Annotated in this window: 14 protein-coding genes; 8 read left to right on the plus strand and 6 right to left on the minus strand. The window is 71.0% G+C overall.

From position 1 onward, the window contains the following. The first annotated feature begins 221 nt into the window (after window positions 1-221). Together C1I97_RS19495 and C1I97_RS19500 are read left to right on the plus strand one after the other, a co-directional pair. On the plus strand, window positions 222-929 hold the full coding sequence (locus C1I97_RS19495; protein ID WP_111004498.1) for a DUF1707 SHOCT-like domain-containing protein: 708 nt from the start codon (window positions 222-224) through the stop codon (window positions 927-929). 234 nt (window positions 930-1,163) lie between these two features. Then, a complete protein-coding gene (locus tag C1I97_RS19500; protein ID WP_111004499.1) occupies window positions 1,164-1,541 on the plus strand; it encodes a WhiB family transcriptional regulator in 378 nt (125 codons plus the stop codon). A gap of 90 nt (window positions 1,542-1,631) precedes the next feature. Here C1I97_RS19500 and glpX read toward each other — a convergent pair whose 3' ends face one another. After that, the gene (gene glpX, locus C1I97_RS19505; RefSeq protein WP_111004500.1) at window positions 1,632-2,666 is read right to left on the minus strand and encodes a class II fructose-bisphosphatase; all 1,035 of its coding nucleotides are present in this window, start codon (window positions 2,664-2,666) and stop codon (window positions 1,632-1,634) included. A 125-nt stretch (window positions 2,667-2,791) separates the two neighbouring features. Here glpX and C1I97_RS19510 point away from each other — a divergent pair, with 125 nt between their 5' ends. Then, window positions 2,792-3,316, plus strand: a complete 525-nt coding sequence (locus C1I97_RS19510) for a DUF4245 domain-containing protein (RefSeq protein WP_111004510.1) — start codon at window positions 2,792-2,794, stop codon at window positions 3,314-3,316. Window positions 3,317-3,420: 104 nt separating this feature from the next. On the opposite strand, the gene C1I97_RS19515 is transcribed toward C1I97_RS19510, so the two are convergent. Further along, window positions 3,421-3,663 (minus strand): exodeoxyribonuclease VII small subunit, encoded by a 243-nt coding sequence (locus tag C1I97_RS19515; RefSeq protein ID WP_111004501.1) that lies wholly within the window; start codon window positions 3,661-3,663, stop codon window positions 3,421-3,423. Window positions 3,664-3,672: 9 nt separating this feature from the next. Beyond that, on the minus strand, window positions 3,673-4,890 hold the full coding sequence (gene xseA / locus C1I97_RS19520) for an exodeoxyribonuclease VII large subunit (RefSeq protein WP_111004502.1): 1,218 nt from the start codon (window positions 4,888-4,890) through the stop codon (window positions 3,673-3,675). Between the two features lie 98 nt (window positions 4,891-4,988). Here xseA and C1I97_RS19525 point away from each other — a divergent pair, with 98 nt between their 5' ends. Next, entirely contained in the window at window positions 4,989-5,996 is a 1,008-nt protein-coding gene (locus C1I97_RS19525) for a 4-hydroxy-3-methylbut-2-enyl diphosphate reductase (RefSeq protein ID WP_111004503.1), read from the plus strand. Between the two features lie 65 nt (window positions 5,997-6,061). Continuing rightward, window positions 6,062-6,808, plus strand: coding sequence for a polyphosphate--glucose phosphotransferase (gene ppgK, locus C1I97_RS19530; protein WP_111004504.1), 747 nt, complete (start codon window positions 6,062-6,064; stop codon window positions 6,806-6,808). A 17-nt stretch (window positions 6,809-6,825) separates the two neighbouring features. Here ppgK and C1I97_RS19535 read toward each other — a convergent pair whose 3' ends face one another. Then, entirely contained in the window at window positions 6,826-7,206 is a 381-nt protein-coding gene (locus tag C1I97_RS19535) for a DUF6542 domain-containing protein (RefSeq protein WP_309147813.1), read from the minus strand. A gap of 317 nt (window positions 7,207-7,523) precedes the next feature. Between C1I97_RS19535 and ychF the strand changes: the two genes are divergently transcribed. Further along, window positions 7,524-8,612 (plus strand): redox-regulated ATPase YchF, encoded by a 1,089-nt coding sequence (gene ychF / locus C1I97_RS19540; protein ID WP_111004506.1) that lies wholly within the window; start codon window positions 7,524-7,526, stop codon window positions 8,610-8,612. A 108-nt stretch (window positions 8,613-8,720) separates the two neighbouring features. Here the strand turns inward: ychF and C1I97_RS19545 are convergent, their stop codons facing one another. Continuing rightward, window positions 8,721-9,839, minus strand: coding sequence for a tyrosine-type recombinase/integrase (locus C1I97_RS19545; RefSeq protein WP_111004507.1), 1,119 nt, complete (start codon window positions 9,837-9,839; stop codon window positions 8,721-8,723). A gap of 24 nt (window positions 9,840-9,863) precedes the next feature. Beyond that, the gene (locus C1I97_RS19550; RefSeq protein WP_111004508.1) at window positions 9,864-10,364 is read right to left on the minus strand and encodes a helix-turn-helix transcriptional regulator; all 501 of its coding nucleotides are present in this window, start codon (window positions 10,362-10,364) and stop codon (window positions 9,864-9,866) included. Window positions 10,365-10,485: 121 nt separating this feature from the next. Here C1I97_RS19550 and C1I97_RS19555 point away from each other — a divergent pair, with 121 nt between their 5' ends. Both C1I97_RS19555 and C1I97_RS19560 read left to right on the plus strand, forming a co-directional pair. Next, window positions 10,486-10,680, plus strand: coding sequence for a helix-turn-helix transcriptional regulator (locus tag C1I97_RS19555; RefSeq protein WP_111004509.1), 195 nt, complete (start codon window positions 10,486-10,488; stop codon window positions 10,678-10,680). 466 nt (window positions 10,681-11,146) lie between these two features. Further along, on the plus strand, window positions 11,147-12,362 hold a 1,216-nt coding region (locus C1I97_RS19560), incomplete at its 3' end, for a DUF3631 domain-containing protein (protein ID WP_111004511.1).

A 12,362-nucleotide genomic window follows, 5' to 3' on the forward strand; every position in this document is an offset into this window, starting at 1 on the left:
GGGGGGGAAGTGCTCGGCATCGCAGCCCATTCCTCACTCGACAGACGGCTGCCCGCCGACGTCGGCGGGCACCAACCAGCGTAGGACCTGCCACTGACGGCGAACCTGTGAGGTCCGGCTCACCTCCGCCTCGCCTCCACGTCACCCCTGCCTCACCCCCGGCAGGACCCGCCCGTCCACACCCCTAGTCGCGATCTATCGCGTTTCGGTACCCTGCTGCCGTGGACCTTCAGAAGCAGACCGAACCGCGCACGGCCGCGGCCTCCGCCCCCGCGCCCGCCGCCGAGCTGCGGGCCTCGGACGCCGACCGTGACCGTATCGCCGACATCCTGCGCGAGGCCCTCGCCGAGGGCCGCCTGACCGCCGACGAGCACGCCGAGCGCGTCGAGGGGGTGCTGAGCGCCAAGACGGTCGGTGAGCTGGAGGTCTTCATCCAGGACCTGCCCGCCGCCCACCAGGGCCGTACGGCCCCGGCGTACGCCCCCGCGCCGAACCGCCCGGCGGTCGGCGTGATACCCCCCGTCGCCGACGAGAACGTGGTGGCGGTGTTCAGTCAGGCCATGCGCAGGGGGCGCTGGCGTGCCGGACGCCGGCTGCACGCGTACGCGGTCTTCGGCAGCGTGGAGATCGACCTCAGCGAGGCGGTCTTCGAGTACCAGCAGGTCGTGATCAAGGCCGTCTCGGTCTTCGGCGACGTGCAGGTCCGCGTCCCGGAGAACGTGTCGCTGCGCGGCACCGGCGGCGGTGTCCTCGGCAACTTCGAGGTGGCCACGCTGGACTCGGCCGAGTCCGAGGCGCCCGTCGTCTACGTCGACGGCTGGGCCGTCCTGGGCAACGTCGAGGCGCGCCCCAAGCGGGGCAAGTTCGTCGCGGACATCCTCGACCGGGTGCAGCGCAAGGCCGACAAGCACCTGCGCAAGCATTTTTGACCGGACCCGGACCGGACCCGGACCGGGCCCGGACCGGACCCGGACCGGGCCCGGACCGGGCCCGGACCGGACCCGGACCCGGACCCGGACCGGGCCCCGAGCGGAACCAGACCGGCCTCCGACCAACCGTACGGTCCGGAACTCAGTGCATAGGCGCGCGCACAGCGGGTAGGCCTTGCTGCATCGTCTCTCGGAGCACCCTCCAGCTCGCGAAGCCGTCGTCAGGAGAAGACCGTGCTGCAACCGCCGCATTCGTCCCTGCAGGTAGCTGCCGTTCCGGCCCAGCGGGTGCCAGCGCGAGACAGGGATCAGGACGCGCCCTGGCACACCGAGGCGGTGTGCCGACGCGACGAGGCCGGCCTGTTCTTCGCGCCCTCCAAGGAGCCCACCGCCGCCCGGCTGTCCCGGGAGGAGGCGGCCAAGCGGGTCTGCGCGCGCTGCCCGGTCATGGTCGAGTGCCGCGAGCACGCGCTGCTGCAGCCCGAGCCCTACGGCGTCTGGGGCGGCCTCACCGCCGCCGAGCGCCGTGTCGTCCTGGCCCGGCGGCGCCGCCGCGACCTGGAGCTGAACAAGGCGGCCCGCGCGACGGGGCGCATAGCGGCGGCCGGCTGACGGCCGGGGGCCGGTTTCCCCACGTGCGCGTGAGGCGCCCCCGCCGCACCGGGGGCGCCTCACACGTGTCGTACCGCCGTGTACGCGGTGCTACTTCGCGCGGTCGAAGTCGATCGCGCTGTAGGCGCGCAGCTTGCTCAGCCGGTGCTCGGAGTCGATCCGGCGGACCGTGCCGGACTTGGAGCGCATGACGATCGAGTCGGTCGTCGCCGTCTCCGAGCGGTAGCGCACACCGCGCAGCAGCTCGCCGTCGGTGATGCCGGTGGCGACGAAGAAGACGTTCTCGCCGGAGACCAGGTCGTCCGTGGTCAGCACGCGGTCGAGGTCGTGCCCGGCGTCGATCGCCCGCTGCCGCTCCTCGTCGTCCTTGGGCCACAGCTTGCCCTGGATCGTGCCGCCCAGGCACTTCACGGCGCAGGCCGAGATGATGCCCTCGGGCGTGCCGCCGATGCCGAGCAGCAGGTCGATGCCGGTGCCGTCGCGCAGCGCCAGGATCGAGCCGGCCACATCGCCGTCGGTGATCAGCTTGATGCGGGCGCCCGTCTCCCGGATCTCCTTGATGATGCCTTCATGGCGCGGCCGGTCGAGGATGACCACGGTGACGTCCTCGGGCGTGGACCGTTTGGCCTTGGCGACCCGTTTGATGTTCACCGACACCGGTGCGTTGATGTCGACGAAGTCGGCCGCGTCCGGCCCGGTGACCAGCTTGTCCATGTAGAACACGGCGGACGGGTCGAACATCGCGCCGCGCTCGGTGGCGGCGAGGACCGCGATCGCGTTCGGCATGCCCTTGGCGGTCAGGGTGGTGCCGTCGATCGGGTCGACGGCGATGTCGACCTCGGGCCCGGTGCCGTCGCCGACGTGCTCGCCGTTGAAGAGCATCGGGGCCTCGTCCTTCTCGCCCTCGCCGATGACGACGACGCCGTTCATCGACACGGTGGAGACGAGGGAGCGCATGGCGCGCACCGCGGCGCCGTCGGCGCCGTTCTTGTCGCCGCGCCCGACCCAGCGGCCCGCGGCCATCGCCGCGGCCTCGGTCACCCGGACCAGTTCCAGGGCGATGTTGCGGTCGGGCGCCTCGGAGGGCACTTCAAGCTCGGACGGCAAATGGTGGTTCTCGGTCATCGGAGCGCACCTTTCTGATACGACGACGGCCGGATGAGGGTGTAGGCCCGACTCTATCGCTGGGTGGACAAAATGAGCAGGGGGCCCCACGGATGAGCGGACCGGGCACCTGCGACGATGGAGGCGTGGCACGTTCGAATGGCAAGCAGAAAACGGTCCGGGACATGCTCCTCTCCCTGGGCCTGATCGGGCTCGCGGCGGGGGTCATCTACCTCTTCGTCCCGCACGGCGGCGGCGCTCCCGACCTCAAGCGGGTCGACTACAGCATCGAGCTGCTCACGGCACGCCGCGCGGCGCCGTACCCGGTGGCCGCGCCCGAAGGCCTGCCCGACAGCTGGAAGGCCACCTCGGTCCGCTTCCGGGCCACCGAGGAGGACCACTGGCACCTGGGTTTCCAGGATCCCGACGGTCAATACGTGGCGATCGAGCAGTCCGCTCAGAAGCGCGATGTCTTCATCGACGACGCCAGCCAGGGCGGGCACGCCACGAAGGTCACCCAGGAGATCGACGGCCGTAAGTGGACCCGCTACACCGGCGGCCGCTACGACGCGCTGGTGCTGGAGGGGACCAAGGGGTCCACGACGGTGGTCACGGGCACGGCGTCCTGGGACCGGCTGACGACGATGGTGAAGGCGCTGAAGACGTCCTGAGCCCGCCCAGGGCTCACCCGGACCTGCTGTGAGGCCGGTGGGACCGGCGAGAGCGGTGGGACCGGGAGGCCGGTGGGACGGGTGAGGCCGGTGGAGGCGGCGCCCTACTCCGAGGCCCGCGCCTCGTCCTCCTCCGCCTCCTCGGCCAGCGCCGCGTCCAGCCGGGCGCGCGCGCCCTCCAGCCACCGCCGGCACACCTTGGCCAGCTCCTCGCCCCGCTCCCACAGCGCGAGGGACTCCTCCAGGTTCGTACCGCCCGCCTCCAGGCGCCGGACGACCTCGATCAGCTCGTCGCGCGCCTGCTCGTAGCCGAGCGCCTCGTCCGCCGGGGATGCCTTGCTTGTCATTCGACCACCCTATGAGTCCTGTGCATCGACACGAACAGTGAACTCGCCCTCGGCGACCCGCGCCCGCAGGGCCTCGTCCGCCGTCACCTCGGCCGGGTCGCGGACCACGTGCCCGTCGGCCTTCTGCAGCACGGCGTACCCGCGCCGGAGGGTCGCGGCGGGGGAGAGGGCCACCACACGCGCGTGCGTGTGCGCCAGCTCGGAGTCCGCGCGGTCCAGCAGGTGCCGCAGGGTGCGCCGGCTCCGGTCGAGCAGGGAGGCGACGTGGTCCGCCCGCTCGTCGACCATGCGGTGCGGGTCCTCCATGCAGGGCCGGGCGAGCGCGTGGGCGAGTCCGCGCTCCTCCCGCTCGACGAGCGCCCGTACGCATCTGCGGGCGCGGTCGCGCAGCTGCCGCACCCGCTCGTACTCCTCGCCGACGTCCGGCACGACCTTCTTGGCGGCGTCGGTCGGGGTGGAGGCGCGCAGGTCGGCGACGTAGTCGAGCAGCGGGGTGTCCGGCTCGTGCCCGATCGCGGAGACGACCGGCGTACGGCAGGAGGCGACCGCGCGGACGAGCTGCTCGTCGGAGAAGGGCAGCAGGTCCTCCACGCTGCCACCGCCCCGCGCCACGATGATCACGTCCACGTCGTCGGTCGCGTCGAGCTCCTTGACGGCCTGCACGACCTGCGGGACGGCGTGCACGCCCTGCACGGCGACGTTGCGCACCTCGAAGCGGACGGCGGGCCAGCGCTGCCGGGCGTTCTCCAGCACGTCCCGCTCGGCGGCGGAGGCCCGGCCGCACACGAGTCCGACGAGCTGGGGGAGGAACGGCAGGGGCTTCTTGCGCTCGGGCGCGAACAGCCCCTCCGCCGCGAGCGCCTTCTTCAGCTGCTCCAGCCGGGCCAGCAGCTCCCCGACCCCCACGGGCCGTATCTCGGCGGCCCGCAGCGACAGCTGCCCGCGCGGGGCGTACCACTCGGGTTTCGCGTGCACGACGACCCGGGCGCCCTCGCTGACGACGCCGGCGATCGCGTCGAACACCTGTCGGTAACAGGTCACGCTGACGGAGATGTCGTACGACGGGTCGCGCAGCGTCAGGAACACCACGCCCGCGCCCGGCCGCCGCGACAACTGCGTGATCTGCCCCTCCACCCACACGGCCCCGAGCCGCTCGATCCACCCCCCGATCAGCCGCGACACCTCACCGACGGGCAGGGGGGCTTCGGGAGACGTGGAGACAGCCATGTCCGCGAGAGTAGCCCCCGCCACCGACAACGCGGGCCAGGGCGTCCCGGGCCGGGCGCGCGATCTTCGAGCCGCCGGGGCGGCCTTACCATGGGGCCATGACTGCTTCGTCTGGCCGCCGTGTCCTGCTCGCCGCCCCCCGGGGCTACTGCGCTGGGGTGGACCGTGCCGTGATCGCCGTCGAGAAGGCCCTGGAGCAGTACGGGGCCCCGGTGTACGTCCGGCACGAGATCGTCCACAACAAGTACGTCGTGCAGACCCTGGAGAAGAAGGGCGCGATCTTCGTCGAGCGGACGGAGGAGGTGCCGCCGGGCAACATCGTGATGTTCTCGGCGCACGGCGTGGCCCCCGTCGTCCACGAGGAGGCCAGGCGCGGGCGTCTGGCCACCATCGACGCGACCTGCCCGCTGGTGACCAAGGTCCACAAGGAGGCCGTCCGGTTCGCCCAGGAGGACTACGACATCCTCCTGATCGGGCACGAGGGCCACGAGGAGGTCATCGGCACCACCGGCGAGGCCCCGGAGCACATCCAGCTCGTCGACGGCCCCGAGGACGTCGCGAACGTCGAGGTCCGCGACCCCTCCAGGGTCGTGTGGCTGTCGCAGACCACGCTCTCGGTCGACGAGACCATGGAGACGGTCGACGCCCTCAAGGACAAGTTCCCGCAGCTGCTCTCCCCGCCCAGCGACGACATCTGCTACGCCACGCAGAACCGTCAGCTCGCCGTGAAGCAGATGGGCGCCGAGGCCGACCTGGTGATCGTGGTCGGCTCCCGCAACTCCTCCAACTCCAAGCGGCTGGTGGAGGTCGCCAAGCTCGCCGGCGCGGACCGGTCCTACCTCGTGGACTTCGCCGACGAGATCGACGAGGCCTGGCTGGAGGGCGTCTCCACGGTCGGCCTGACCTCGGGCGCCTCGGTGCCGGAGGTCCTGGTCGAGGAGGTGCTCGAATGGCTCGCGCAGCGCGGTTTCGAGGACGTGGAGATCGTCAAGGCGGCCGAGGAGTCCATCACCTTCTCCCTGCCCAAGGAGCTCCGCCGGGACCTGCGTGAGGAGGCGACGGCGCTGGCCGCCGAGCGCGGCGGGTCGGGCACGGCGCAGGAGTGACGGCCGGGCGGGCCGGGCGCCACGACGCAGGAGTGACTGTCAGTCGTACGTCGTAACGTGGTGCCATGCAGATCTTCGGCGTGGACATCGGCGGATCCGGCATCAAGGGCGCCCCTGTGGACCTGGACAAGGGGGACCTGGCCCAGGCGCGGCACAAGGTGCTCACCCCGCATCCGGCGACGCCCGACGGCGTGGCCGACGGGGTCAGGGAGGTGGTCGAACGCTTCGGCTGGACGGGACCGGTCGGGCTGACGTTCCCGGGCGTCGTCACCGGCGGCGCCACGGTCCGCACCGCGGCCAACGTCGACAGGAGCTGGGTCGACACCGACGCGCGCGCGTTGTTCAGCGAGCGGCTCGGCGGCCTGCCGGTGACCGTGGTCAACGACGCCGACGCGGCCGGCGTCGCCGAGATGCGCTTCGGCGCCGGCCGGGGCCGCAGGGGCACGGTCATCCTGCTGACCTTCGGCACCGGCATCGGCAGCGCGGTCTTCGTCGACGGCGCCCTGGTCCCCAACACCGAGCTCGGCCACCTGGAGCTGAACGGCCACGAGGCGGAGAAGCGGGCGTCCAGCAAGGCCAAGGAGGACCAGGGCCTGACCTGGGACCGCTGGGCGCGCCGGGTGCAGAAGTACCTCGCTCACGTCGAGATGCTCTTCAGCCCCGAGCTGTTCGTCGTCGGCGGCGGAGTCAGCCGCAAGGCCCACAAGTTCCTGCCGCTCATCAAGGGCATCGAGGCGGAGATAGTCCCCGCGCAGCTGCAGAACAACGCGGGCATCGTGGGAGCGGCGATGCACGCGGCGGAGCACGGCTGAGGTCGTGGGACGGGGCCTCAGACCGGCATACGGCCCCGCACCGCCGCCCGCCGCCGTACCAGCGCCACCCGCCGTACCAGCGCCGTCACGCCCGCGATCAGCGTCCCCGCGTACAGCCACAGCGCCTGCGTGGCGAGCGCGGTCACCAGCCCCAGCAGCCTGCCGGGGACCCCCCCGTCCCCGTCGACCACCGGCAGCAGTCCCGCGGCGAACCCGATCGGCACCACGACGGGTGCGGCCAGCAGGTCGCCCTGGCGCATCCACACCGCGGTCAGCGCGCACACCGGTAGGAACAGCACGCCGTAGACGGACTGGGACCCGCCGAAGAGCAGCAGGTCGGCGAAGCCCAGCAGGAGCATGACGGCCCCGCAGAACAACCCGCCGCCCAGGCCCGTCAACCGCGGACCGGGCGGCCGGCGTGGGACAGGGGCCGTCGCGGTCGGCGCGGCAGCGGACGGGGGCCGTACCCCCGACGCCCGCCGCGCCGGGGGCACCGGCGGCCTGCCGCGTCGCGGTCCGTGCTGCTGGTGTCGCGTCCTGTGTTGCTCCACCGGACCAACCTAGGTCTGTTTATGTGCTGAACAGACCGTCTGACACGCCGGGCCGCGCACTGTGACCGAGGGCTCGGACCGTCTCGGGACCGGGCCGCGACACGCCGTAGACTGGTGGATCGGCCGCCTGGCCCACAGTCTCCTCACGTACGGGAAGTCGCAACGTGTCGCTCACGATCGGAATCGTCGGCCTGCCGAACGTCGGCAAGTCGACCCTGTTCAACGCCCTGACCAAGAACGACGTGCTCGCGGCCAACTACCCGTTCGCCACGATCGAGCCGAACGTCGGTGTCGTCGGCGTCCCGGACGGCCGGCTCGCCCAGCTCGCCTCGATCTTCAAGTCGGAGCGGATCCTCCCGGCCACCGTCGACTTCGTCGACATCGCCGGCATCGTGCGCGGCGCCAGCGAGGGCGAGGGCCTGGGCAACAAGTTCCTCGCGCACATCCGCGAGTCGGACGCGATCTGCCAGGTCATCCGCGCCTTCAAGGACGAGAACGTCGTCCACGTCGACGGCAGGGTCTCGCCCAAGGAGGACATCGAGACGATCAACACCGAGCTGATCCTCGCCGACCTCCAGACCATCGAGAAGGTCCTGCCCCGGCTCCAGAAGGAGTCGCGGATCAAGAAGGACGTCGCCCCGAAGGTCAAGGCCGTCGAGGAGGCCAAGGAGATCCTGGAGAAGGGCGACACGCTCTTCGCGCACGGCATCGTCCAGGGCGGCGAGCGCGCGGAACTCCTCCACGACCTGCACCTGCTGACGACGAAGCCCTTCCTCTACGTCTTCAACGTCGACGAGGACGAACTGATCGACGAGGACTTCAAGAACGAGCAGCGCGCCCTGGTCGCCCCCGCCGAGGCGATCTTCCTCAACGCCAAGCTGGAGGCCGACCTCGCCGAGCTCGACGAGGAGGAGGCCCTGGAGCTGCTGGAGTCCGTCGGCCAGAACGAGCCGGGCCTGGCCACCCTCGCCCGCGTCGGCTTCGAGACCCTCGGCCTGCAGACCTACCTGACGGCCGGCCCCAAGGAGTCCCGCGCCTGGACCATCAAGAAGGGCGCCACCGCCCCCGAGGCCGCCGGTGTGATCCACACCGACTTCCAGAAGGGCTTCATCAAGGCCGAGGTCATCTCCTTCGAGGACCTCCTCGAGGCCGGCTCGGTCGCCGAGGCCCGCGCCAAGGGGAAGGCCCGCATGGAGGGCAAGGACTACGTGATGCGCGACGGGGACGTGGTGGAGTTCCGCTTCAACGTCTAATACGTTCGGCGAAAGGCCGTCTGACCTGCGGCGGAGCGGGTTGGGCGGCCTTTGCGGTCCGCACAGAGTCCGCAGCGTGCTGGATGAGTCCGGCACGCAGGGGAGCGGTTACGCCGCTTCGTCGACCTGCGGCTGGGCGTCGGCGGACTGGTCCGCGTACGCCTTGTCGACCGCGGCCCGGGTCCGCTCCTCGGAGTCGGGCCACAGGTGGGTGTAGATGTTCAGCGTCATGGCCGCGTTGGTGTGGCCGAGACGCTCGGAGACCGTCTTCACGGACTCGCCGTGCTTGATCAGCAGGCTGGCGTAGTGGTGCCGGAGGGCGTGGGGTCCGGTGCCCTTCGGTATGCCGACCTTCGCGCAGGCGGGCCGCCAGGACCCGTCCATGAAGTGCGTGTAGACCACGGGTCCGCCTTGCGGCGCCGTGAAGATCCAGCTCTTGGGCCCGTCGGCGGGGAAGTCCCGCAGGTGGGCCTTCATCGCGTCCACCGCCATGCGGGGGAGCGGGACTGTGCGGTGCGAGCGAGCGGTCTTGGGCGGGCAGACGTACACGCCGTGCTTGGCGGTCTGCTGGACCTGCTGCTCGACCGAGACGGTAGCGTGCAGCAGGTCCAGGTGCTGGAGCTGGAGGCCGAAGAGCTCGCCGGGGCGGAGCCCTGTGGAAGCGCCCAGCAGGACCAGGCCCTTGTAGCGCCCGGATATCTCCTCGGCCAGCGTCCGCACCTGCTCGACCGCGAGCGGCACCACCTTTTTCCGGGGCACGGAGGGCAGCTTCGCGTCGGTGCAGGGGTTGTGCGGAATCATGCGGTCGCGGACCGCCGCCCGGAAGACCGCGTTGACCGTGTTGAAGACGGTGCGGGAGGTGCTCGCGGCGAGCTTATGGGTGGTCGTCAGGCTGGTGATCCAGCTCTGCACGTCACCGGGCTTGATCGCGCCGAGTGCCCGCTTCTCCCAGACGGGGTAGGCGTAGCAACGCAGGTGCTGGGCTACGGCCTTGGCCGTCGACGGCCGGTGCGGCTGGCTGGCCCGCCACTCCTCCGCGTACTCCTTGAAGGGCTTCTTCGCCGAGCGCGGGTCGACGTACTGCCCGGTGACCACGCTGGTCGTGACCTCGTCGAGCCAGCGCTGGGCGTCGATCTTGCGGTCGAAGTGGCGGGCGTGCTCCTTGCCGTCGAGGTCGCGGTAGCGGGCGCGCCATTTGCCGTTGGGTCGCTTCTGGATGTTTGCCAAGTGGCTTCTCCTTCGTGTCGGTTGTCAGTAGTGGCCGCCGTCCTCGATGTCGCTGGTGAGGGTGCGAGCGTCCCGCTCGTCGCCCATGAGGCGGAGGCACTGCTCGTGGATCGCCCGCGAGCTATCGGGATGGGCCTTGATGTGGTCGGCGATGACGACCACTGCGTGGTGTAGACGGTCGCGCGCGTCTCGAGCCTCGTAGAACGCTTCGACGGCTTCCTGGACGAGCCGCCGGCTGGCGATGTCGAGCCCCTCCAGGGGCGGGGACATCAGCTCTTCCAGAGGAAGCTCGAAGACGCGGGCGAAGGCGAGGGCCTCGTCGAGATTGATACGTCGGCGAGGGGTGCCGTTCTCGATGCGCCAGACCGCTGTCTGGTTCATCTTGACGCCGGCCCTGGTCACCCGCTCGGCCAGCTCGGTCGTGCTCCACCCTCTGACCTCGCGCTCCAGGGCCACGCGCGCGGCCACGTTCCCTTCGCTGTAGAGCAGCGGCACCTCGCCGCCCTCGGGCTTGTCGCCTGCCATCGAACCTCCATCATCCCCATCGCTACCCATATTGAAACATGAGCTTTCCGATTTGGGTAACCGCTGATCGCGGGGTACAACTTTATGCAGATCGAATCGTCGCCTAGCCGAATGGGAATGCATGCGATACCTGACCACCGCCGAGGTCGCCGAGCGCTACCGCGCAGCCGAGAGCACCATCCGCTACTGGCGCCACATCAAGAAGGGGCCGCGCGGCATCAAGGTCGGCAAGCGGGTGCTGTACCCCGAGGCCGAACTGCTGCGCTACGAGCGCACCCTGATCGATGGCCGAGACGAGTGGGGTCTGGCTTCATGAGCCGCCGACAGGTCCGGACACAGCAACGGCCCCCGGCGCGCCAACGCCGAGGGCCGGAGATTCCCCTGCCCGTCGCCCGTCCCTGAACGAACGAACCGGTGAGGGGCGGGACCTTGCTCGTCCCGTCCCTCACCCGAGAGGAACGTCTATGGAGGACTCTACGTCCCCCACCACCTCGAACGCATCCGAGGTTGTCTGGCCCGTCGCCGCGGTCCCCGGCCAGGGCATCCCCTGGCGCAACGGGGACCGAAGCGGGGACCGAACGGAGTCACGGTCCCCTGCCGCACGTGCTACCGACGATGCTTCGACGGGTGTTCCGGTCGGGGACCGAAACACCCCCAGCGTGGAGCATGTGCAGGTCAGTGCCTTGGGGACCGGTCCCGCGGGAGCGGAAGCCGGGGACCGGGCGGAGACTTTCGGTCCGCTGGTCCCCGAACCCGGTCCCCGAATCCCGGGCGAGCACGCCGTGCTCCGAGCAGATGGCGGGGACTACGGTCCCCACGAATGTGCGGGGACCGTAGTCCCCGACGGCGGATCGGGGACCGGGGACCGTGCCGGCGCCGGTGGTGGGCCGGCCGACGAAGGCGCCGTGCTGCTGGACGAGGTCCGGGCGGCGATCGGTCGGTACGTGGTGCTGCCGAGCGAGGAGGCGCTGACCGCGGTCACCTTGTGGGTGGCGGCCTCCCACATCCAGCCCGCCCTCCAGCACGCGCCGCGGCTGGCGGTGGTGGGGCCGACGAAGGGGTGCGGCAAGTCCCGCGTCCTGGACGTGCTCCACGAGACCGTGCACCAGCCGATGATGACGGTGAACACCTCCCCGGCAGTGGTCTTTCGCGTCATCGGCAAGAACCCGCCGACGCTGCTGGTGGACGAGGCCGACACCATCTTCGGCCCCAAGGCGGGCGACAAGGAGGACCTGCGCGGTCTGCTGAACGCCGGGCACCAGCGCAACCGGCCCGCGTGGCGGATCTCCGGGCCGGAGCACAAGCCGACCGCGTTTCCCACCTTCGCGATGGCCGCGCTGGCCGGGATCGGCGACCTGCCGGACACGATCATGGACCGGGCGGTCGTCATCCGCATGCAGAAGCGCAAGCCGGGCGAGCGGATCACCCCGTTCCGCTCGCGGCACTCGGTGCCCGAACTGCACGCGCTGCGCGACCGGCTGACCGCCTGGCTGACCCCGCTGCGGAGCGCCGCTGCGGGCCTGGTTCCGCAGATGCCGGTCGAGGACCGCGCGGCCGACACGTGGGAGCCGCTGGTCATCGTCGCCGATCTGGCCGGCGGGCGCTGGCCCGCGCGGGCTCGTGCCGCCTGCCTGGCGATGACGCGCAACGAGGTGGTCCAGGACGAGCAGACGACGCTGAAGACGCGGCTGCTGCGCGACGTCCGCCGGGTGTTCGAGCAGGAGGGTCACAAGGAGGCTCTGCGTAGCCAGGACCTGCTCGCCGCCCTCATCCAGGACGCCGAGGCGCCGTGGGCCGAGTACGGCACCAAGGGCCTGAACGCCTACCACCTGGCCAACCTGCTGAGGGGCTTCGGTATCAGTCCGGCCAACCACCGCTTCGAGAACGGCAGGCAGGCCAAGGCGTACGCCCGCAACCAGTTCCTCGACGCCTGGGCCCGCTACTGCCCCGACCCCGCCCGACCGGCACCAGTCCCCAGGCATGGGGTCGTGTCCGCAC

Source organism: Streptomyces sp. NTH33 (assembly GCF_003236365.1).
GTDB lineage: Bacteria > Actinomycetota > Actinomycetes > Streptomycetales > Streptomycetaceae > Streptomyces.